This is a genomic window from Mycetocola sp. JXN-3, assembly GCF_014522285.1.
Taxonomy (GTDB): Bacteria; Actinomycetota; Actinomycetes; order Actinomycetales; family Microbacteriaceae; genus Mycetocola; species Mycetocola saprophilus.
In genome coordinates this window covers 871,926-893,120 of the sequence record NZ_CP041635.1, presented here as the reverse complement: position 1 = coordinate 893,120, position 21,195 = coordinate 871,926, and the positions used below count along the sequence as shown (strand labels likewise).

The window sequence follows — 21,195 nt, the reverse complement described above, 5'->3', positions numbered from 1 at the left end:
AACGCCCGGGTAGACCTCCGAAGAAGTCACCCGGGCGTTGTGCATGCAACCTAGCGGCGCAGCGCCTTGCGGGCCAGCCAGTTGCCGAGGAACTGGATCAGCTGCACCAGGATGATCACGATCACCAGCGCCGCATAGGTCAGCTCGGGCTTGAACTGGCGGTAGCCGTTCTCCAGCGCGAAGGTACCCAGACCGCCACCGGCGATCGTGCCGGCCAGCGCGGACATGTCCACGATGACCACCAGGACGAAGGTGTAGCCGAGGATCAGCGGGCCCAGGGCCTCACCGAGAATCACCGTGAAGATGACCCGCAGCCGCGAGGCCCCCACCGACCGGGCGGCCTCGATCACGCCGGGCGAGACTGTCAGCAGGTTCTGCTCCACCACGCGGCTGATCCCGAACATTGCCGCCATCGACATCGTGAACACCATCGCGGTGTTGCCGTTTCCGGTGCCCACCACGATCCGGGTCAGCGGCTGCAGGGCCACCAGGAAGATCAGGAACGGGATGGGCCTGAAGATGTTCACAATCACGTTGAGGATCGTGAAGACCGGACGGTTCTGCAGCAGGTTACCGGGCCGGGTCACGTAGAGGATCAGGCCCAGGACGAGTCCCAGGAATCCGCCCAGCAGCAGCGCAAAACCAACGATATAGAGGGTTTCCCCGGAGGCTGTGATCAGCTTGGGGATGTTGGTGATGATGTTGTTGATGTCGTCCATCAGCGGGCCTCCACGATCTCGGTCAGCGCGGAAATCTGGGCGAGGGCGGACTCGATTGCCGCATCGTCACCGGTCACGGCGAGGGTCAGGTGGCCAAAGGTCCGTCCCTGAATGTCGTTGATGCCGCCGTAGATTAGTTCAAATCCGAGCCCGGCCTGGGTCAGGATCTCAAACACCCGAGCCTGGCTGGTATCCCCGTCGAGGATCGAGACCGTAAAGATGCGTCCCGGGTGACGGTACCGCAGGGTCTGCAGCTCCTCACCCACCGGAATCCCGCGCACCACGGTGGAGACGAAGCGTCGGGTTGCCGCGTGCTGAGGGTTCGAGAACACCTCATACACCTCACCGTTTTCGATGACCTTGCCGTTTTCCATCACCGCGACCTTGGTGGCGATCTGCTGGATGACATCCATCTCGTGGGTGATCACGATGATCGTGATGCCGAGTTCCTGATTGACCTTCTTGAGAAGACCCAGCACCTCGTGGGTGGTTTCCGGGTCCAGCGCGCTGGTGGCTTCATCGGCCAGCAGGATCCGCGGCGAGGTCGCCAGCGCGCGGGCGATGCCCACCCGCTGCTTCTGCCCGCCGGAGAGCTGATCGGGGAAGGACTTCGCCTTCTCGGAGAGCCCCACAAACGCCAGCAGCTCCTCGACCCGGCGATTCCGCTCGGCCTTGGGCACCCCCGCCACCTTGAGCGGATAGGCGATATTCGCCCGCACCGTCTTGGCGTTAAAGAGGTTGAACTGCTGGAAGATCATGCCGATGCCCAGACGCAGCTTGCGCAGCTCGCCCTCGCGCATCGTGGTGACCTCGGCGCCATCCACCAGGATGCTGCCCGAGCTGGCCGATTCCAGCGCGTTGATCAACCGGACCAGGGTGGATTTTCCCGCCCCCGAATAGCCGATGATGCCGTAAACGTCGCCCGCCTGAATATCCAGCGAAACCCCGTCGATGGCGGCGATCTGACGCTTGCGATCGTTGGGATCCGGATAGGTCTTGGTGACGTCGGTCAAACTGACCAGTGCCATTGTTGCGCTCCTTGCTGCTGCGGTTGCGGCAAAACCGCCCAAAATACGTGTGTGGCCTCAAATCACCGAGGACTCGGTGACGCTATCACGGCCCAGACGCCCGCGGGCGGTGATTGGAGAGCATGTCTCCAATCACCGCCCGGGTGTATGTAATGTCCTACTACTTGGTAGCCTTGACGGTCTTTTCGACGTCCTTGAGGGTCTTCTCCAGGTCGGCTGCCGGGATCTTGGCGAACACGGCGCTGTTGTTGTTAGCCTCCTGCACACCCTTCTTCACGGCCTCGGAGTCCTGGTAGATCTCCACCAGCTTCTTGTAGGTGGCGTTGTCCTTGTCGGCGGCGCGAACCGCGAACACGTTGACGTAGGCCTGGGACTTGGGGTCCTCGGCGCTGTCCTTGGCGATGGCCGAGGACACATCGATTCCGGCCTTGGTGGCGAAGTCGTTGTTGATCACGGCACCGGCAACGGCCGGGTCATCCAGCTGAGCGGCCGCAAGCGAACCGTCCACGGTGATGACCTTAACCTTGGAACCGGACTCCACATCATCGGCGGTGGAGACGATCGAGCCGCCATCCTTGAGCTTGACCAGTCCGGCACCCTGCAGGGCCAGCAGTGCACGGGCCTGGTTGGACTCGTCCTTGGGGATCGCGATGGTCGCGTCCTGCGGAATGTCCTTCACATCCTTGTACTTCTTCGAGTACAGGGGCAGCGGGTAGATAGCTGTCGAACCGATCGGGGTCAGGTCCTTGTTCTCACCCACGTTGTACTGGGCGAGGTAGATCAGGTGCTGGAACTGGTTGATGTCAACGTCGCCGTTGGCCAGTGCCGGGTTGACCTGGGGGTACTCGGTGAAACCAACGATCTCGACGTTGATGCCGGCCTTCTTGGCCTCATCCTTGTAGGTTTCCCAGTACGGGTCGCTGGCGCCAACGACACCAATCTTCACGGTCTTGCCGGCATCTGCCGACGATCCACCCTCAGGGGTGGCTGCGGAGGAGCAACCAGCCAGCAGCGCAATCGCGGCCATTCCTGCGACGACTCCGGCGATTTTGTGCTTGATAGACATCTGGGCTTCCTTTCTCCGCGAGCACTTCTCACGATGGTTCAACCGTAGGGAACCCGGGCGGGATGCCGAAAACGGCCCGTAACAAACCGAGACACGAACCGGTTTTAGCCAGTGATTCCGGGGCGGAAGCGCTTGCTGCCGGTGTACACGATGACCAGGCAGATTATGCAGATCACGGCCACTATTGCCAGCGATGAGGTGTAGCTCAGGACCGGCAGAAGCGCCGCAAGCACAGCCGGCAGTAAGAATCCTGAATAGGTCAGCGAATAGTAGATGCCGGTGAGGCCGGCCAGGTCCTGCGGGGTCGCGATCGCCTGGACCCGGGTCAGTCCGGCCACCACGGTGATCCCGTAGGCGCAGCCGAGAACAGGGGCCACGATAAAGGGCAGGATCGGGCTGCTCAGGACCGCGGCAACCACCGCCAACACGATGCCCAGCGACATCAGGGCCAGCCCGATGCTCAGGGCCTGACCCCGGGTGCGACCATCAAGCTTGGCCACATAGGGCTGCACGAGCGCGCCGGTGCCGAGGGTAAGCACAGTGAGGATGGTGGCGTAGAGCGTGGTCCACTCCCCCATCTGCCGCGCGGCGATCGCCGGCATGATCGCGTAGGCGATCCCCGCGGCGGCGAAGACCCAGGGGGCCGCGGGCACGATGACGCGGCGGAACGCCGGTCCACCCGAGGCGGGAATGCGCAGATCCTGCCACCAGTGGGTCCCCGCTTCGGGACGCGCGGTCAGGGTTTCGCGGGCTCGCAGCAGCGGCACCAGCGCGAGTATGCTCAGCAGCGCATGGACCGCATAGGGCAGCTGGGACGGATCCGGGGCCCACTGCGCCAGGATTCCGGTGACCGCGGCACCCAGACCAAACCCGATGGTCAGGGTGAGGGTGGGACGACGCGCCCCCGAGCCGCGGGCGGCACTCGGATCGATCTCGGGAGCCGAGAGCTCCTTGATCCAGCTCGAGCCCACCGACATCGCGATGCCCACCCCCACACCGGCGAGCGCGCGCCCGGCACACAGCAGGACAAACGAGTGCAGCCCGAGGCCCAGCATGACGCTGGCACCGATGCCCAGGATCACGCCGGTCAGCAGCACGGGCTTGCGCCCGAAGCGGTCGGAGAGCGCGGCGGCGATCAGGAGTCCCGGCACCAATCCGAGCACGTACATGCCCAGCAGCAGGTTTGCCTGCCAGGCGGCATAGCGCCCGAGTTCCTCGTAGAGGTGAAGCAGCGGCGTGAAGTGGTTGCCACCCCAGGCCAACAGAAAGACGGCCGGTGCTACCCTCCACCAGGGTGCACGGATCACGCGGCACCCCCGGCGGACGCCCCCAGGTTGATGTGGGCGCGGACGGCGGCGGCAAAACCTACGGTATCGCCGGCGGCAATCATCGCGGCCAGGCGCACGTGCTCCTCGCGGAATCCGGCAGCGGCGGCCGGTCGCTCGATCGTGGCCTGGAAGATCAGCCGCGCCAGGCGCGGTCCCAGGCCCCGGAGCATTTCGGCGATCACCAGGTTGTCACCGGCCTCGATGATGCGCAGGTGGAAGGCCACGTCGTTCTGGGCGAAACGCAGCAGGTCGCCCTCGGCGAGCGCCTCCTGCTGGGCGGCGATACACGCGTACAGGCGATCCAGGAGTGCGAGTTTTCCCGCATCGTCATCGGCCAGGACCTCGACGGCGCGGGTTTCACACATCGCGCGCACGTCCAGCAGGTCCCGTCGTTCCTTCGCCGACACGGCGGTGACCAGGGCACCCTTCTTGGGCATCAGCCGCACCAGGCCCCAGGCGTGCAGTTGCAGCATGGCCTCGCGGGCGGGGGTACGGCTGGCACCGTGGGTGTCGGCGAGGGTCACCTCGGTGAGCAGATCACCGGGTCCATACCCTCCCTGGACGATGCTCTTGGCGGTTGCGGAGGCGATTTTCATGGCCACCGAGCGGCCGTGATCACCCTCCCATGGCAACAGGATTGTTTCGATCACTCCCCCACGTTAGCAGAACCATGCATTGATGCATGCATTATCGGGAGCGTTCGCGAGTAGGGTGGAAAGGGATAACGATCATGTAGCGCGGGAGGATTTTTAATGCCAAGCATTGCCGAAACCATCGTCGAAACGATCAAGGATGCGGGAGTGAGCCGGGTATACGGGCTCCCCGGAGATTCACTGAATGGATTCACCGACGCCCTGCGTAAGGACGGCACGATCGCCTGGCAGCACGTGCGCAACGAGGAGGCCGCGGCGTTCGCGGCGGCGGCCGAGGCGGCCCTCACCGGGGAGATCACCGTGTGTGCGGGAAGCTGCGGCCCCGGCAACACCCACCTCATCAACGGGCTCTTTGACGCCAACCGCAGTCGGGTTCCGGTGCTGGCCATCGCCGCCCAGATCCCCAGTGCCGAGATCGGCAGCGGCTACTTCCAGGAAACCCACCCGCAGGAGCTCTTCCGCGAGGCCTCGGTCTACACCGAGCTGGTGAGCGTGGCCGAGCAGGTGCCGTTTGTGATCGAGCGGGCGATGCGGATGGCGATCGAGCTGCGTGGTGTCGCGGTGGTGGTCATCCCCGGAGACATTCTGCTGCAGTCCACCCCGAATACCCGCCGCTCGGCCCCCATCGTGCACGCCCCGCGGATCAACCGTCCCACCGATGCGCTGCTCGCGCAGGCCGCCGAGATCCTCAACGGCTGCGAGGACGTCACGATCCTCGCCGGTGCCGGCACCGAAGGTGCCCACGATGAGGTCATCGCGCTGGCCGCCAGGCTCAAGGCTCCCATCGTGCACGCGCTGCGTGGGAAGGAGTTCATCGAGTATGACAATCCCTACGACGTGGGCATGACCGGCCTGCTGGGATTCTCCTCGGGCTACCGGGCGATGGAGAACGCCGAGGTGCTGCTGATGCTCGGGACCGGGTTCCCCTATCGTCAGTTCTATCCGTCCAAGGCGAAGATTATCCAGGTCGACATCCGGGGCGAAAACCTCGGCCAGCACACCCCGATCGATCTGGGGCTGGTGGGATCGGTCAAAGACACGGCCGAGGCCCTGCTTCCGATCCTGCGCGAACGCACCGACTCCAAGCACCTCGACGCCTCCCTCAAGCACTATCGGAAGGCACGGAAGGGCCTCGATGAGCTGGCGACCAACGATCGCGGCCGCACCCCGATCCATCCGCAGTACGTGGCCAAGCTGATCAGCGACCTGGCCAGCGAGGACGCCGTCTTCATCCCCGACGTGGGATCCCCGGTGGTGTGGGCCTCCCGCTACCTGGAAATGAACGGCAAGCGCCGCCTGATCGGATCCTTCAACCACGGGACTATGGCCAACGCGGTGCCCCACGCCATCGGCGCCCAGTCGGCCTTCCCCGAGCGTCAGGTTGTCGCGCTCTCCGGCGACGGCGGACTGGCCATGCTGCTGGGTGAGCTGATCACGCTGCGCCAGCTGAAGCTTCCGGTCAAGATCGTGGTGTTCAATAACTCCTCGCTGAACTTCGTCGAACTGGAGATGAAGGCCGCCGGGTTTGTGACCTACGGCACCGGACTCGATAACCCCAACTTTGCCGAGGTCGCGACCGCGATCGGGCTACACGGTCAGCGCGTGGAAAGCCCCGACGATCTTGAGGGCGCGCTGCGCACGGCCTTCGAACACGACGGTCCCGCGCTGGTTGAGGTGATGACCGCGCGTCAGGAACTCTCGATCCCGCCAACCGTGACCGCCGCCCAGGCCAAGGGCTTCACCCTGTATGCGCTGCGCACAATCCTCTCCGGCAACGGCGAGGAACTGCTGGACCTGGCAGAGACGAACCTGTTCCGGAGACTCTTCAACTAGCCAGCGCACAATACAGTCCCCTCACCCGGACAACGGCAAAGAGCTGATCCACCTCGCCGAAACCAACCTCTTCCGGAGACTCTTCAACTAGCCAGCGCACAATACAGTCCCCTCACCCGAGCAACCGCGAGGAACTGCTCGACCTGGCCGAAACCAACCTCTTCCGGAGGCTGTTTAACTAGTCGACTGCACACCCGTGGGCATCCCGAATTTTCGGGGTGCCCACGGTAGTTTTAGCGGGCGGGGAACAGCTCTGCCGCCAGCACGTCCCAGCCGCCGAGGCTGCGCGCGTGCTTGCCCGCTTCGACGATCAGGCCGTGAAACTCCCGATACTCGGGCACGCTGAATCCGGCGGCCTCAACCGTCGCGGCGAGCGCGCGACGGGCGGCCGGGTAGCTGCCGGGCACCGGATACCCCACGGCAGTGAGCATCCGGCGCGCGTAAGTGTCCCAGATGAAGGCCGGACGGTCAAAGGCGTAGAGGCCGATCACGTCGGCGGTCTCGGGGCCGATGCCCGGCAGCGCGAGCAGTTCCTCGCGCAGCTCGGCATCGGTGCGGTCAGAGATGCCCGAGGGCGTGCTCCCACCCGGCTCGCTTCTCCCCGCGGCCCCGGTCTCCAGCGCCCCGGTCTCCACCACCCAGCGCGCGAGCGCCACCGCCGAGCGCGACTTGGCGGTCATGAAGCCGCTGGGCCGGATCACCTCGGCCAGTGCCTCGGCCGGGATTGCGGCGAGCGCCACCGGATCCAACAGCGCGCGATCCCGCAGCGCCCGAATCGAGGTTTCCACGTTGCGCCAGGCGGTGTTCTGCACCAGGATCGCGCCGACCATCATCTCGAAGGTCGACTCCGCCGGCCACCATCCTTCGGCGTCAAAACGCCCGCGCAGCGTCTCAAAGATGAGACGCTGCGCGGGCGGAACAGCCAAACTCACGAACCCAGCAGGTCCGAAAGCTCAAGCCAGCGCTCTTCCAGGCTGGAGATATCAGCCGAGAGCTTCTGGGTCTCCTCGGTGATCTTGCCCAGGCCCGCGTAGTCGCTCTGGTCGTGCTCGGCCAGGCGTGCGTGGGCCGCATCGATTGCGGCGGTTGCCTTCTGGATCCGACGCTCGATCGAGGCCAGCTCCTTCTGCGCGCGGTGCAGTTCGCCGCCGCTCAGTCCGGGCTTTGCCGGGGCCGAGCTGGCCTGCGAGGTCAGCTCCTCGGGCTTGCTCGCCGAGGCCGGGGTCGCGTTGCGGATGCGCAGGTACTCGTCCACGCCGCCGGGCAGGTGGCGCAGGTCGCCATCCAGCACCGCATACTGCTGATCGGTGACCCGCTCCAGCAGGTACCGGTCATGCGAAACCACCAGGAGCGTGCCGGGCCAGGTGTCCAGCAGGTCCTCCATGGCCGCGAGCATGTCGGTGTCGAGGTCGTTGGTGGGCTCATCGAGGATCAGCACGTTGGGCTCGTCCAGCAGGATCAGCAGCAGCTGCAGGCGGCGCTTCTGACCACCGGAGAGGTCCTTCACCGGGGTCTGCAGCTGAGCGGAGGCGAAGCCCATCTGCTCGAGCAGCTGGCCCGGGGTCATCTCCTTATCGCCGGCCTTATAGCTGGTGCGATAGCGTCCGATCACGGCCGAGACGCGCTCATTCTGGATGTCTTCCAGCTCGGCGAGCTGCTGGGTCAGTGCGGCGATCTTCACGGTCTTGCCGCGCTTGACCACACCGGAGGTGGGCTGCACCTCGCCGGTGACCAGGCCCAGCAGGGTCGACTTTCCGGCACCGTTCACACCGAGGATTCCGGTGCGCTCACCCGGGGCGATACGCCATTCGACGCTCTTCAGAATCGTCCGATCGCCGTACTTCACGCCGGCATCCAGCAGGTCCACAACGTCCTTCCCCAGGCGCGAGGTGGCCATCTGGCTCATCGCCACGGTGTTACGCACCGGCGGGACATCGGCGATCAGGGCGTTGGCCGCCTCGATCCGGAACTTCGGCTTGGCCGTGCGGGCGGGGGCACCGCGACGCAGCCAGGCGAGCTCCTTCTTCATCAGGTTCTGACGCTTGCCCTCGATGGTCGCGGCCATGCGGTCACGCTCCACACGCTGCAGCACGTAGGCGGCGTAGCCACCCTCGAAGGGTTCGATGATGCCGTCGTGCACCTCCCAGGTGTCGGTGGACACCTCATCGAGGAACCATCGGTCGTGGGTGACCACCAGCAGACCGCCCTGGCCCGGGATCCAGCGGTTCTTCAGGTGTCCGGCCAGCCAGGACACACCCTCGACGTCGAGGTGGTTGGTGGGCTCGTCCAGGAACAGGACGTCCCAGTCGCCCACCAGCAGCGCGGCCAGGGCGACCCGGCGACGCTGGCCACCGGAGAGGGTGCCGATCTCGGCGGTCCAGGGCAGATCCGACAGCAGACCCGAGATCACGTCGCGGATCTTCGGGTCACCGGCCCAGATGTACTCCTCGGTGTCGCCGACGATCGCCTGGGCGACGGTCATGTCCGAGTCCAGGATGTCGCGCTGATCGAGGTAACCGATGGTCACCCCGCGGCGACGCGTGACTCGACCCGAATCGGGTTCGATCCGCCCAGCCAGCAGCTGCAACAGCGTGGACTTGCCATCACCGTTACGGCCGACGATACCGATCCGGTCGCCCTCATTGACCCCGGCAGTAACCTTCTCGAAGATTACGCGGGTGGGAAATTCTAGGTGGAGCGATTCCGCTCCCAACAGGTGAGCCACCCCCTCAGCTTAGTAGTCCCGGGCATTCTCCCCGCGCGGTCACAGAGATTACTCGACATCAGACGATAGGCTTAATCCTCCGTGCACCCCCGATTTTGGAGCCTCGTGACCGATCCGAACTCTTCCCGCGCCGCCGTGAGCCACGCGGCCGGGCTCACCCCGGGCAAGCGACTACGCCGCCAGATTGCCCTCGCCGTGGTGAGCACCCTGGTGCTGCTGACCGCCGGAACCGGTGCCTTTGCGCTGTATGTCTACCAGGATCTGAACAACAACATCCACCGGTCCCCGATCACGATGCCCAGCGGTAAGCCCGAATTTGGGGCCGATCAAAACACCGCGGAAACCAACATCCTGATCATGGGACTGGACAGCCGCGTGGATCAGAACGGTAAGCCGTTCCCCGAGGAGATCTACAACGCGATCCACGCCGGGGACCAGGGCGATGGCGGGTACAACGCCAACGTGATGATGCTCATCCACATCCCCGCCGGTGGCGGCCGGGCGCAGGGCATCTCGATCCCCCGCGACGACTATGCCGAGCTGGCCGGTCACCCCAACGGGGTCAAGATGTCCAAGATCAAAGAGGCCTACGGCCTCGCGCTGGACGAGAAGCTGCGCCAGCTGGTGCGCGGCGGCATGAGCCGCGATGAGGCCTATCAGGAGGCCCGTACCGCCGGGCGTCAGGCTCAGATCAACACCGTTTCCGATTTCCTCGGCGGCGTGCGAATCGACCACTTCGTGGAGATCACCATGGCTGCCTTCTACCAGGTGGCCCAGGCCGTGGCCCCGATCCAGGTGTGCCTGAACCAGGCCACCGAGGACAAGTACTCGGGAGCAAACTTCCCCGCGGGCATGCAGGAAATCGATGCGCAGCAGGCGATGAGCTTTGTGCGTCAGCGCCGCGACACCGGCAAGTCCGGCCTCGAGCTGACCGACTTCGACCGCACCCGTCGCCAGCAGGCGTTCATGGTCTCCCTCGCCTATAAGCTCAAGCAGGCGGGCACCTTCACCAACCCGGCCACCATCACCAGCCTGGTGGGCACCGCCAAGCAGTACATCGCGGTGGATGACGGATTCGAGTTCCTGAGCTTCGCCCAGCAGGCCTCGAGCCTTGCCGGCGGCAACATCACCTTCACGACCCTGCCGATCACCGGCTACGCCAAGCGCGATGGCAAGGACGTGAACCTGGTGGACCTCGACCAGATCCACGCGACCGTGGCCCAGCTGCTCGGCACCACCCCCTCCGGCAGCGCCACCCCGGAGACCCCCGCCACCGGCGGTGCAGGAACCGGCAGCGCCGAGACCCCCAAGACCCCGGAAACCCCGCAGGCACCCGCCTCCGAGGCACCGGCCACCCCGGGTTCCCCCTCCTCCGAGGCTCCGGCCGACAACACCTACCACGACTGGAAGGAGCCCCTGCAGGCCGGCTCCATCCCCTGCGTGAACTAGTCACCCATCACAAAAGACCCACGGGATTTCTCCCGTGGGTCTTTTTGTATGCCCGGTTACTCGGCGACCACCTCGATCTTGAATCCCTCGGCGTTCTCAAACCAGGCCGCAAAATGCTGCGGACCACCCGCATGCGGGTAGCGCTCGGCATATAAAGGATGCCAACCGTGGGCCGGTGCCGCGGCGACGAGCGCGTCCACATCGGCCCGGGATCCACCGTGGAAGGCCAAATGGTTGATTCCGGCCCTCCGCCGATCGTGCATGGGCGAGGACAGGTTAGGCGAGGTAGTGATGCTCAGATACGCCCCTCCGGCACCCCAGGACTCCCCTTCGGCCCACACGCTGTCCCGGGTGAAGCCAAGACGGCTCAGCAACCAGGCCCAGTCCTTGAGGGCCGCGCGGTCAGCGATCCAAATCTCAACATGATGAAATCCACTCATGAGGACAGTTTGTCAGTCCCCGGAAGACATCTCCGTGTAATCGATGAGACAGGTTAGTCGGTGAGCAAGCGCGCGCCCGAGGCGGGGCCGGTGGCCCGGACGGTGCGGATGCCGTTGGCGCTCAGCGAGACCTGGATTTCCAGGGCCGCATCGGAGTCCTCGGCCAGGAAGGCCACGGTGGGTCCCGAACCGGAGACGATGCCGGCCAGGGCACCGGAGCGCTCACCCAGCTCAATCACGTCGGCCAGGCCGGGCTGCATCTGCAGCGCGGCCACCTGCATGTCGTTGTGCAGGGCGTTGGCGAGCATGATCGTGTCCCCGGCACGCAGGGCCTGCAGCACGTCGTTATCCACGCTGGGCACGTCGCGGGCGGGGGAAATGTCCAGGGCGTGCTTTTCGCGGTGCTCGTCGAGCTTGGCGTAGACGGCGGGGGTCGAGAGTCCCTGATCGGCGAGGGCAAACACCCAGGTGAACTGGCCGGTGGCCAGGGCCGGGCTCAGGCGTTCGCCGCGTCCGGTACCCAGGGCCGTGCCGCCCACCAGGGCAAAGGGCACATCGGCCCCGAGCTTGGCGGCCAGGCGCACGAGTTCCTCGCGGCCGAGGCCCGTTCCCCAGAGCGCGTCACAGGCGACCAGGGTCGCCGCGGCGTCGGCGGAACCGCCGCCCATGCCGCCGGCAACCGGGACGTTCTTCTCGATCCGCAGGTGCACCCCGCCACGATAGCCGGTCTTGCGAGCCAGCAGGCGGGCCGCCTTGATCGCCAGGTTCGAGCCGTCGGTGGGCACCGAATCGGTGTTGATCTTGCCCTCGAAACTCACAGCGAAATCACTCGCATGCGAGGCATAGACGTCCTCATATAGGGACACGGCCTGATACGCGGTGGCTACCTCGTGGTATCCATCCTCGCGGACCGCTCCCACGGACAGGAACAGGTTCACCTTCCCGGGGGCCCGGGCTGCTACCTCAGTGGACGTCTGGTTGGCGCTCATGAGTTAAACCTAACGCAGGATATCTAACGTTATTTACCGTCTGCGCTCAGATGCGCGCGAGCCACACCCAAAAAGTCGTGAACGGTCAGGGCCTCACCGCGCGCGGTGGGCGCGATTCCCGCGGCCTCCAGGCGCTCGGTGGCCACGTCGGCACCACCCAAAACCTGGCCCAGGGACTGCCGCAACATTTTGCGACGCTGACCGAAGGCCGCATCCACCAGCGCGAAGGTCAGGGCCCGCTCCTCCAGCGTGCCGATCTGATCCTCGCGACGCTCAAAGCCCACCAGGACCGAGTCCACGTTGGGGACCGGCCAGAACACCTGACGGCTCACGGTTCCGGCGATCCGCCAGTTTCCGTACCATTCGGCCTTCACGCTCGGGCTGCCATAGATCTTCGAGCCAGGCTCGGCGGCCAGGCGGTGACCCACCTCGGCCTGCACCATGACCACACCCGAGGTGAGCGAGTCGAAGTGCTCCAGCAGGTGCAGCAGCACCGGCACCGAGATGTTGTAGGGCAGGTTCGCCACCAGGCGGGTGGGCGCAAGCGGCAACTCGGTGACCTTCAGGGCGTCCTGGTGCACCACGGTGAGCTCGGCCTCGGGGGCGAGGGCGGCCACGGTCTTGGGCAGCTGCTCGGCCAGGCGCGAGTCGATCTCCACGGCGACCACGCGGGCCTCGGCCTCAAGCAGACCCAGGGTCAGCGAACCGAGTCCGGGACCGATCTCGATCACCGCGTCACCGGCCTCGACGTTTGCGACCTTCACGATCTTGCGGACGGTGTTGGCGTCCACCACAAAGTTCTGGCCGAGCTTCTTGGTGGGCGTCACATCAAGCATTTCCGCGAGATCGCGGATTTCGGCGGGGCCGAGCAGGTTCATTGGGTACTTTTCGTTCGGTCGTTCGGGCCGGTCTGGGAGCGGATCGGATCGTGATCCCAGCGGCCGTATACGGCTTCGGTATTGGAGCTGAGCTGGGTGGCGAGCATCACCGGATCAAGATCCAGGTACTCGGCGATCGCACGCAGCGTATAGGGAATGAGGTAGGGGGCGTTGGGCCGACCGCGGAACGGGGTCGGGGTGAGATAGGGCGCGTCGGTCTCGATCATCAGCAGCGAGCGCGGCGCGATATCCAGGACCCGGCGCAGGTTGTGAGCGTTCTTGAACGTCACCGTGCCCGAGAGCGACATGTACCAGCCGTTTTTGATGCAGATCTCGGCCAGCTCCACGTCTCCCGAGAAACAGTGGAAGACCGTGCGCTCGGGCGCGCCCACCCGCAGCAGCGTTTCCACGACCTCGTTATGGGCGTCGCGGTCGTGAATTTGCAGGGCCAGGTTGTGCTTCTTGGCGATCTCGATGTGCGCCTCAAACGCCCGGAACTGGGCGGCCCGGCCGTCTTCTCCGGTGCGGAAGAAGTCGAGTCCGGTCTCGCCCACCGCGCGTACCCGCGGCAGCGCGGCCAGCTCATCGATGCCCGCGAGGTGCTCATCCAACAGGCCCTGAGCCTCAAGCTCGGGGGTGTCGTTGGGGTGGATGGCCACGGCCGCGAGCACCCGCGGTTCGATCGCGGCGATCTGAGCACCCCAGCGCGAGGTAACAAGGTCGGTGCCCACCTGAACGACGCCCTTGACCCCCACGCTTGAGGCGCGATCAAGCTGCTCGCGATAGTCGAGGGCCTGATCGCCGTCGGCGATTTCCAGGTGGGTGTGGTTGTCGTACACACCGGAGGTGAGCGGCTGCGGGAGCGGCGGGTAACTCAGATCCTTACGATCCGAGTCCCCGCGCGTGCGTACGTGCGTCGGGTTCATATCCTCGACGCTACCCGCTTTCGCCGATTCCGGCATCCCCACTATTCGGCGTCGGTGGTTTCGATCCGCGGGAACAGCGCCTCAAGCGCCCCCACGGTCGTCCCCGGAACCAGCTGCCCCCAGACCCCGGCCGAGCGGATCGGCTGCGCGGTGAGGGCTCCCAGGGAGTCCTCCACACCCAGTGCGGTCCACAGCTTGGTGGTGGCCTTGGGGATGGTCGGCGACAGCACCACGGCCAGGGCACGCAGGCCCTCGGCCACGGTGTACAGCACGGTGTTCAGACGCTCACGGTTGGCCTCATCCTTGGCCAGGGCCCAGGGCTCCTGCACGGTGATGTAGCCGTTGAGCTCCTCGACCACGGTCCAGATGGCGGCGAGGGACTCGTGCAGCGCGATCTTCTCGATCGCCGCATCCGCGTTGGCCACGGCCTCGGCGACCACGCGCTGAACCTTCAGGTCGGCCTCGGTGTACTCGGCCGGGGCCGGCACGACGCCGTCGTAGTAGCGGGTGATCATCGCCAGGGTGCGCGAGGCCAGGTTTCCGAATCCGTTGGCCAGCTCCGCCTGGTAGCGAGCGGAGAGGTCTTCCCAGCTGAACGAGCCGTCCTGACCGAAGTGGATCGCGGACATGAAGTAGTAGCGGAACGCATCCGAGCCGAACGTATCGGTGATCTCGTGCGGCGCGATACCGGTGAGCTTCGACTTGGACATCTTCTCGCCACCCACCAGCAGCCAACCGTGACCAAACACGCGGTGCGGGACGGGCAGTCCGGCGGCCATCAGCATGGCCGGCCAGATCACGGCGTGGAAGCGCAGAATGTCCTTACCCACCAGGTGCATACCCGGCCAGCGGCTCTCGAAGGTGGCGTCGTCCTGGCCGTAGCCGACGGCGGTGATGTAGTTCAGCAGCGCGTCGAACCACACGTAGACCACGTGCGAGTCGTCCCAGGGCACCTTGACACCCCAGTCGAAGCTCGAACGAGAGATCGAGAGGTCGTTGAGGCCCTGACGGACAAACTGGATAACCTCGTTGCGCGCCGACTCGGGCTGCACAAACTCGGGGTTCTGCTCGTAGAGGTCCAGCAGGCGCTGGGAGAAGTCGCTCATCCGGAAGAAGTAGTTCTTCTCCTCCAGGCGCTCCAGCGGCTTGGAGTGGATCGCGCAGACCTTCTGACCGGCGAACTCGCCGGTTCCATCCACAACCTCGCTCTCGGGCTTGAACTCCTCACAGCCCACACAGTAGAGGCCGGAGTACTCACCCGAGTAGATGAAGCCGTCATCGTAGAGCTTCTGCAGGAAGACCTGAACGTTCTTCTCGTGGCGCTCGTCGGTGGTGCGGATGAAATCGTCGTTGGAGATATCGATGGTCTCCAGCAGCGGGATCCAGGACTCACGCACCAGCTTGTCGGCCCACTCCTGCGGGGTGGTGCCGTTGGCGGTGGCGGTGCGCAGGATCTTCTCGCCGTGCTCGTCGGTTCCGGTCAGCGACCAGGTGTCATCGCCTGACTGACGGTGCCAGCGCGCGAGCATGTCGGCGGCCACCTCGGTGTACGCATGCCCGATATGGGGAGCATCGTTAACGTAGAAAATGGGTGTGGTGACATAAAAAGAACGACCGGACGACATGCGCTCAATTGTATGGTGAAAATGACCCGGCCGCGGACATCGTTACGCCGGGCGGCGTGGGATGTGGTTTAGCGGGCGAGGGCACCCTCGTAGAGGTCGCGCTTGCCGAGGCCGGTTTCGGCGGCCACCTGGGTCGCCGCGTCCTTGGTGCGCACGCCGGATTCGACCAGTGAACGGACCCGGGCGATGGCATCCTCGAGACTGAACTCGCGGGCCGGAGCCCCGGCCACCACGACGCAGATCTCCCCGCGCACGCCCTCGGCGGCCCACTCGGCCAGCTCGGCGGCCGATCCACGCTTGACCTCCTCATAGAGCTTGGTCAGCTCGCGGCACACCACCACGCGGCGCTCGGCACCAAACACCTCGGCCATATCGGCCAGGCTCGCGGCCAGGCGGTTGGGCGAGTCAAAGAAGACCATCGTGCGGCGTTCGTCGGCCAGCTCGGTGAAGGTTGCGCGACGCTCCCCCGACTTGCGCGGCAGGAACCCCTCGAAGCAGAAACGGTCGGTGGGCAGGCCCGATACGGCGAGCGCCGAGAGCACGGCGCTGGGGCCGGGCAGAATCGTGACCCGCACATCGGCGGCCGCGGCGGCCTCGACCAGGTGGAATCCGGGGTCCGAGACCGTGGGCATGCCCGCGTCGCTGAGGACCAGGATGTCCTCATCCCGGGCACGATTCACCAGGTCCGCCGCGCGCACCCGCTCGTTGTGATCGTGCAGGGCCAGCAGCTCGGGGCGGTTCTCGATCCCCAGCCCGCGCAGCAGCTTAACCGTGGTGCGGGTGTCCTCGGCGGCAACCACGCTTACCCGTTCCAGGGTTTCCACCAGACGAGTGGTGGCGTCCGAGAGGTTTCCAATGGGGGTGGCACCGAGGATGATCATGGGTCCAGTCTGACAGGTCAATCCGGCACCCCACACACAACAATCACCAAAACGCGTGAGAAATCGCACCTTCACTGACTACCATTACAGGGTGTCCAGCAGTGAAAACGGTTCCGCCTCGGAGAACACCCCCTCCGCCGCCGAGCCGCCCACCCCCTCCACCGGCCCGGTCGCGCACGGCGCACACCACACCGGTCCGGTCGCGTCGGCCGCGGTTGACCCCTCTCCCGCCTACCCGCGCGCGACGGAGTCATCCACCGGCCCGGTCACGGTTGCCACGCGCGAGGACGAACATCCGCCCGCCCACGCGGCGGTACCCATCGGCTCGCGGATCGATGACCTGTGGCTGAAGATCGTCCGAACCCCCGAGCGGGCCCGCCTGCTGAACTGGCTGATCCCGGTCCTGATCCTGCTGCTGGCCGCGGGGGTGCGCCTCTGGAACCTCGGTTACCCGCACGCGCTGGTATTCGACGAGACCTTCTATGTGAAGGACGCCTACTCGCTGTGGGGCAACGGCTACGAGTCCAAGTGGCCCGACGGCGTCAACGAGCGCTTCAACGCCGGCGACGTCAACATCTACCTCAAGGACCCCTCCTATATCGTCCACCCGCCGCTGGGCAAGTGGATCATCGGGGTCGGCATGGCCATCTTTGGTGCCGATAACGCGTTCGGCTGGCGCATCACCACCGCGCTGATGGGCATCATCGGCGTGGGCCTGGTCATGCTGGTAGCCCGCAGCCTGACCAAGTCCCGCACCCTCGCGGTCATCGCCGGATTCCTGTTTGCGATCGACGGACACGCGATCGTGATGAGCCGGGTCGCGATCCTCGATAACTCGGTCATGGTCTTCGCCCTGCTCGGGTTCTGGTTCATTCTCAAGGATCGAGCATGGCTGGAACAAAAACTCGACGACTGGATCACCGCACACCCCGACGCCCCACTCAAAAAGGTGGCCGGACCGGTCATCTGGAATCGGCCGTGGGTCCTGGCCGCGGGTCTGGCATTTGGCGCGACTACCTCGGTTAAGTGGTCGGGACTCTACTTCCTGGCCGCCTTCGGCATCTACCTGGTCGTGGTGGACCTACTGGCCCGTCGTCGCCGCGGCCTCGGCGAATTCGCCCTGGGTTCGCTGCTCCAGGCCCCCGCCACCTTCCTGCTCTACGTCCCGGTCGCCGTGGTGGTCTACATCGCGAGCTGGTCGGGCTGGCTGAGCACCTCGGGCGGTTATTACCGCCAGTGGGCGGCCGACCCCGCCAACGCCTGGCAGGGCACGTTCGCCTGGGTGCCCAAGGCGATCCAGTCCCTGGTCCACTATCACGAGCAGATGTATGCGTTCCACGTGGGCCTCTCGACCCCGCATGCCTATCAGGCCAACCCGCTCACCTGGCTCGCCATGACCCGCCCCACGAGCATGTGGTACGTGACCCCGAAGGCCGGATCCTGCGGTGCCAACCTCTGCTCGGAGGCCATCACCTCGATCGCCAACCCGCTGATCTGGTGGGCCGCCGTGCTGGCAACCCTCTACCTCGTGTACCGGCTGACCCGCCACCAGGAGTGGCAGGTGGGCCTGATCCTGATGGGGATGGTCGCCGGCTATCTGCCCTGGCTCGCCTACACCGAGCGCACGGTATTCCAGTTCTATACGATCGCGTTTGAGCCGTACCTGATCCTCGGCCTGGTCTTTGTGATCGGCCTGATCATCGGCAAACGGGAGGATCCACGCCCCCGACGCAGCTCGGGCCTGGCGACCGTGGGCATCTTCCTCTTCTTCGCAACCGCACTGTCGATCTTCTGGTATCCGCTGTGGACCGCGATGAACGTCCCCTACTGGTTCTGGCAGATGCATGCCTGGCTGCCCAGCTGGGTCTAGGGCACAAAAAAGTCCCGCAGGCACCGCCTGCGGGACTTTTTATCCTGTGGGGACGTTTAGGGGTGGGCCGAATCGATCCCATCGCGAACCTGCTCGACCCCGCGCAGCACCAGAACCAGCGCCAGGATCGAGAACAGCGCGCCGGCCGCATAGGCGTACCAGACACTCGCGCTGACAAAGGTATACACAGCGAATCCGGCAACCAGCGCGGACACGATCAAAAGCGTAATCCCGAGGCGACGTTCGGCTCGAGCACGGGTTTCTGAGGTAGCCATTGGGCCAGTGTAGCGTCCGGAGCCTCGATCCACATTCAGATTTGCGCCGTTCGCACAAGCTAATGAAATTCCCAGGTTTTCGGCCCTGCCAAACGCCCGGTTTCTAGTGCGCGGCGTCCACCATCTTGAGGCCGATGACGCAGCCGACGATTCCCAGGATGAGCAGGATTTTAATGATCGAGGCGGGCTCGCCGCCGAAGATCATCGCGTACAACACCGTGAGGCTAGCCCCGATCCCCACCCAGATCGCATAGGCGGTTCCGGTGGGGATTTCGCGCATTGCGTACGCCAAACCACCCATGCTGAGCAGCAGTCCGACCCCGAAAACCACCGTGGGCCAGAGCTTAGAGAATCCCTCGGAGCGGCCCAGCGCGGTGGCCCAGACGGCCTCGAGAACACCGGAGATAATCAGCACGATCCATGCCATGACAAACACCAACCTTCATGGTCAGTCTTGTCGCGTTCCGGGTACTGCGCCCTCGTCCGGGGCCCGATCATCGGGCTCAGAAGTATTGTCTCACACTGTTATGTTTCGGTCTATGACGTCACATGATCGGGTGTGACGCACCACGCCCACTAGCCTGTCATCATGGCAGATCGAGAGTACGGCTTCCGCACGCGCGCGATTCACGCGGGCAACATCCCCGACGCGGCTACCGGTGCCCGCGCCCTTCCCATCTATCAGTCCACCGCGTTTGTGTTTGACAGCGCCGAGGACGCCGCGAGCCGGTTCGCGCTGCAGAAATACGGCACGATCTACTCGCGCCTGGCCAACCCCACGGTCTCCAGCTTCGAGGAGCGGATCGCAAACCTCGAGGGCGGCCTCGGTGCCGTCGCCACCGCGAGTGGCCTGGCCGCCCAGTACCTGACCTTCGCGAGTCTTACCGAGGCGGGCGATCACATCGTCGCCTCGGCCAGCCTCTACGGCGGATCGGTCACCCAGCTCGATGTGACCCTGCGCCGCTTCGGCATCGAAACCACGTTTGTAAACTCCTCGGATCCGGCCGCCTATGCCGCCGCGATCACCGATAAAACCAAGCTGATTTTTGCCGAGACCATCGCCAACCCCTCGGGCGAGATCGCCGACATCGAGGGCCTCGCCGAGGTTGCCCGGGCGCACGGTGTGCCGCTGGTGATCGACTCGACCCTCTCGACCCCGGCGCTGATCCGCCCGATCGACTGGGGTGCGGATATCGTCACCCACTCGGCCACCAAGTTCATCGGCGGTCACGGAACCACCCTCGGTGGTGTCGTGGTGGAATCCGGCAAGTTTGACTGGACCTCGGGTCGTTTCCCGCGGTTCACCGAGCCGGTCCCGAGCTATGGCGGACTGGAGTGGTCGGGGAACTTCGGCGAGTATGCGTTCCTGACCCGGCTGCGGGCCGAGCAGCTGCGCGACATCGGACCGGCGCTGCCCGCGCACTCGGCCTTCCTGCTCGCCCAGGGTGTGGAGACCCTGCCGCTGCGGATGCGCGCCCATGTGGATAACGCCCGTATCGTCGCCGAATGGCTGGCCGCCGATCCCCGGGTCGAGGCCGTGAACTGGGCGGGACTGCCCGATCACCCGCACCACGAGCGTGCGGCCAAGTACTTCCCGTCCGGCCCCGGTTCGGTCTTCGGATTTGTGCTGCGCGGCGGGCGCGAGGCCGGCAAGGCCCTGATCGAGAACGTCGAGCTGGCCAGCCACCTGGCCAATGTGGGTGATGCCAAGACGCTGATCATCCACCCGGCCTCCACGACCCATGCCCAGCTCACCGAGCAGCAGCTGCTGGACGCCGGTGTGCTGCCGGGCCTGGTGCGACTGAGCGTGGGCATCGAGGATCCCGAGGACATCATCGCCGACCTCGACCGGGCCCTGAACGCGGGAGTGGCAAAATGACCAACATAGAACCGAGCCACACCGCGGCCCTGAACGCGGGAGCATCCAAGTGAGCGCAACGACTAGCAGCGCCGGCCTGACCTGCGCGCTGCCCGCGGCACCGACCCACGCCGACACCACCCGCACCTGGGTGGGTCCGGACTCCCACGAGCGCTACAACATCCTGCGCCGTTCGCGCTCGGTCGCGATCGTGGGGGCCTCGCCCAACACCGCGCGGTCCAGCTACTTCGTGGCCACCTACCTTCAGCAGTCCTCGAACTTCCGGGTGTACTTCGTGAATCCGCGAGCCACCGAGTTGCTGGGCCAGCCGGTGTATCCGGACCTGGCCTCGCTGCCCGAGGTGCCCGATATCGTCGACGTGTTCCGTAAGAACTCCGACCTCCCCCAGGTGGTCGAGGAGGCTGCGGCCGTGGGCGCAAAAACCGTGTGGTTCCAGCTCGGACTCTGGAACGAGGAGGCTGCGGCCCTCGCCGAGAGCAAGGGGCTGGAGGTCGTGATGGATCGCTGCATGAAGATCGAACACGCCCGCTTCCACGGCGGCCTCAACCTGATGGGCTTCAACACCGGCCAAATCGACGCGCGTCGACGCCGCTAACTACCCCGCAGCACCCACAGATTCCCGCGCCGGTGG

At 65.4% G+C, this 21,195-nt stretch carries 20 protein-coding genes and 1 riboswitch; of the genes, 5 read left to right on the top strand and 15 right to left on the bottom strand.

What is annotated here, in order from left to right:
• Positions 1–50: 50 nt before the first annotated feature.
• From C7C57_RS04070 to C7C57_RS04050, 5 genes are all read right to left on the bottom strand, one after another.
• Positions 51–719, bottom strand: a complete 669-nt coding sequence (locus tag C7C57_RS04070) for a methionine ABC transporter permease (RefSeq protein ID WP_187977683.1) — start codon at positions 717–719, stop codon at positions 51–53.
• The gene (locus C7C57_RS04065; protein ID WP_030148372.1) at positions 719–1,747 is read right to left on the bottom strand and encodes a methionine ABC transporter ATP-binding protein; all 1,029 of its coding nucleotides are present in this window, start codon (positions 1,745–1,747) and stop codon (positions 719–721) included. The genes C7C57_RS04070 and C7C57_RS04065 overlap by 1 nt, the downstream gene beginning before the upstream one ends.
• A 160-nt stretch (positions 1,748–1,907) precedes the next feature.
• Positions 1,908–2,813: a MetQ/NlpA family ABC transporter substrate-binding protein gene (locus C7C57_RS04060; RefSeq protein ID WP_030148371.1), complete on the bottom strand. Its 906-nt coding sequence runs from the start codon at positions 2,811–2,813 to the stop codon at positions 1,908–1,910.
• A gap of 104 nt (positions 2,814–2,917) precedes the next feature.
• Positions 2,918–4,120, bottom strand: a complete 1,203-nt coding sequence (locus C7C57_RS04055) for an MFS transporter (protein ID WP_187977682.1) — start codon at positions 4,118–4,120, stop codon at positions 2,918–2,920.
• Positions 4,117–4,791 (bottom strand): GntR family transcriptional regulator, encoded by a 675-nt coding sequence (locus C7C57_RS04050; protein WP_187977681.1) that lies wholly within the window; start codon positions 4,789–4,791, stop codon positions 4,117–4,119. Before C7C57_RS04050 ends, C7C57_RS04055 begins: the two co-directional genes overlap by 4 nt.
• Before the next feature lie 102 nt (positions 4,792–4,893).
• Here C7C57_RS04050 and poxB point away from each other — a divergent pair, with 102 nt between their 5' ends.
• Positions 4,894–6,627, top strand: a complete 1,734-nt coding sequence (gene poxB / locus C7C57_RS04045) for a ubiquinone-dependent pyruvate dehydrogenase (RefSeq protein WP_187977680.1) — start codon at positions 4,894–4,896, stop codon at positions 6,625–6,627.
• A 233-nt stretch (positions 6,628–6,860) separates the two neighbouring features.
• Here poxB and C7C57_RS04040 read toward each other — a convergent pair whose 3' ends face one another.
• Positions 6,861–7,553, bottom strand: a complete 693-nt coding sequence (locus tag C7C57_RS04040; protein ID WP_187977679.1) for an endonuclease III domain-containing protein — start codon at positions 7,551–7,553, stop codon at positions 6,861–6,863.
• Positions 7,554–7,555: 2 nt separating this feature from the next.
• On the bottom strand, positions 7,556–9,352 hold the full coding sequence (locus C7C57_RS04035) for an ABC-F family ATP-binding cassette domain-containing protein (RefSeq protein ID WP_121687185.1): 1,797 nt from the start codon (positions 9,350–9,352) through the stop codon (positions 7,556–7,558).
• Positions 9,353–9,457: 105 nt separating this feature from the next.
• Between C7C57_RS04035 and C7C57_RS04030 the strand changes: the two genes are divergently transcribed.
• Positions 9,458–10,801 carry an LCP family protein gene (locus C7C57_RS04030; RefSeq protein ID WP_255505766.1) on the top strand — a complete coding sequence of 448 codons (1,344 nt, stop codon included), beginning with the start codon at positions 9,458–9,460 and terminating at the stop codon, positions 10,799–10,801.
• Between the two features lie 56 nt (positions 10,802–10,857).
• Here C7C57_RS04030 and C7C57_RS04025 read toward each other — a convergent pair whose 3' ends face one another.
• The 6 genes from C7C57_RS04025 to rsmI all read right to left on the bottom strand — a co-directional run bounded on the left by C7C57_RS04025 (position 10,858) and on the right by rsmI (position 16,540).
• Positions 10,858–11,241 (bottom strand): VOC family protein, encoded by a 384-nt coding sequence (locus tag C7C57_RS04025; RefSeq protein ID WP_187977678.1) that lies wholly within the window; start codon positions 11,239–11,241, stop codon positions 10,858–10,860.
• A gap of 53 nt (positions 11,242–11,294) precedes the next feature.
• Positions 11,295–12,230 (bottom strand): 4-(cytidine 5'-diphospho)-2-C-methyl-D-erythritol kinase, encoded by a 936-nt coding sequence (locus tag C7C57_RS04020; protein WP_030148363.1) that lies wholly within the window; start codon positions 12,228–12,230, stop codon positions 11,295–11,297.
• A gap of 29 nt (positions 12,231–12,259) precedes the next feature.
• Positions 12,260–13,108 (bottom strand): 16S rRNA (adenine(1518)-N(6)/adenine(1519)-N(6))-dimethyltransferase RsmA, encoded by an 849-nt coding sequence (gene rsmA / locus C7C57_RS04015; protein WP_030148362.1) that lies wholly within the window; start codon positions 13,106–13,108, stop codon positions 12,260–12,262.
• Positions 13,105–14,034 carry a TatD family hydrolase gene (locus C7C57_RS04010; protein ID WP_051701781.1) on the bottom strand — a complete coding sequence of 310 codons (930 nt, stop codon included), beginning with the start codon at positions 14,032–14,034 and terminating at the stop codon, positions 13,105–13,107. The genes rsmA and C7C57_RS04010 overlap by 4 nt, the downstream gene beginning before the upstream one ends.
• A gap of 41 nt (positions 14,035–14,075) precedes the next feature.
• Positions 14,076–15,659, bottom strand: coding sequence for a methionine--tRNA ligase (metG, locus tag C7C57_RS04005; protein WP_030148360.1), 1,584 nt, complete (start codon positions 15,657–15,659; stop codon positions 14,076–14,078).
• Between the two features lie 68 nt (positions 15,660–15,727).
• Positions 15,728–16,540 (bottom strand): 16S rRNA (cytidine(1402)-2'-O)-methyltransferase, encoded by an 813-nt coding sequence (gene rsmI, locus C7C57_RS04000; protein WP_187977677.1) that lies wholly within the window; start codon positions 16,538–16,540, stop codon positions 15,728–15,730.
• A 91-nt stretch (positions 16,541–16,631) separates the two neighbouring features.
• Here rsmI and C7C57_RS03995 point away from each other — a divergent pair, with 91 nt between their 5' ends.
• Positions 16,632–18,410 carry a dolichyl-phosphate-mannose--protein mannosyltransferase gene (locus C7C57_RS03995; protein ID WP_187977676.1) on the top strand — a complete coding sequence of 593 codons (1,779 nt, stop codon included), beginning with the start codon at positions 16,632–16,634 and terminating at the stop codon, positions 18,408–18,410.
• Between the two features lie 56 nt (positions 18,411–18,466).
• On the opposite strand, the gene C7C57_RS03990 is transcribed toward C7C57_RS03995, so the two are convergent.
• Both C7C57_RS03990 and C7C57_RS03985 read right to left on the bottom strand, forming a co-directional pair.
• A complete protein-coding gene (locus C7C57_RS03990; RefSeq protein WP_147441589.1) occupies positions 18,467–18,685 on the bottom strand; it encodes a hypothetical protein in 219 nt (72 codons plus the stop codon).
• A gap of 103 nt (positions 18,686–18,788) precedes the next feature.
• Positions 18,789–19,112: a multidrug efflux SMR transporter gene (locus C7C57_RS03985; protein ID WP_030148357.1), complete on the bottom strand. Its 324-nt coding sequence runs from the start codon at positions 19,110–19,112 to the stop codon at positions 18,789–18,791.
• A gap of 17 nt (positions 19,113–19,129) precedes the next feature.
• A riboswitch (guanidine-III (ykkC-III) riboswitch) is annotated at positions 19,130–19,193 on the bottom strand.
• An 81-nt stretch (positions 19,194–19,274) separates the two neighbouring features.
• Here C7C57_RS03985 and C7C57_RS03980 point away from each other — a divergent pair.
• A complete protein-coding gene (locus C7C57_RS03980; RefSeq protein WP_187977675.1) occupies positions 19,275–20,564 on the top strand; it encodes an O-acetylhomoserine aminocarboxypropyltransferase/cysteine synthase family protein in 1,290 nt (429 codons plus the stop codon).
• Positions 20,565–20,613: 49 nt separating this feature from the next.
• The gene (locus C7C57_RS03975; protein ID WP_121687194.1) at positions 20,614–21,159 is read left to right on the top strand and encodes a CoA-binding protein; all 546 of its coding nucleotides are present in this window, start codon (positions 20,614–20,616) and stop codon (positions 21,157–21,159) included.
• Positions 21,160–21,195: the final 36 nt, after the last annotated feature.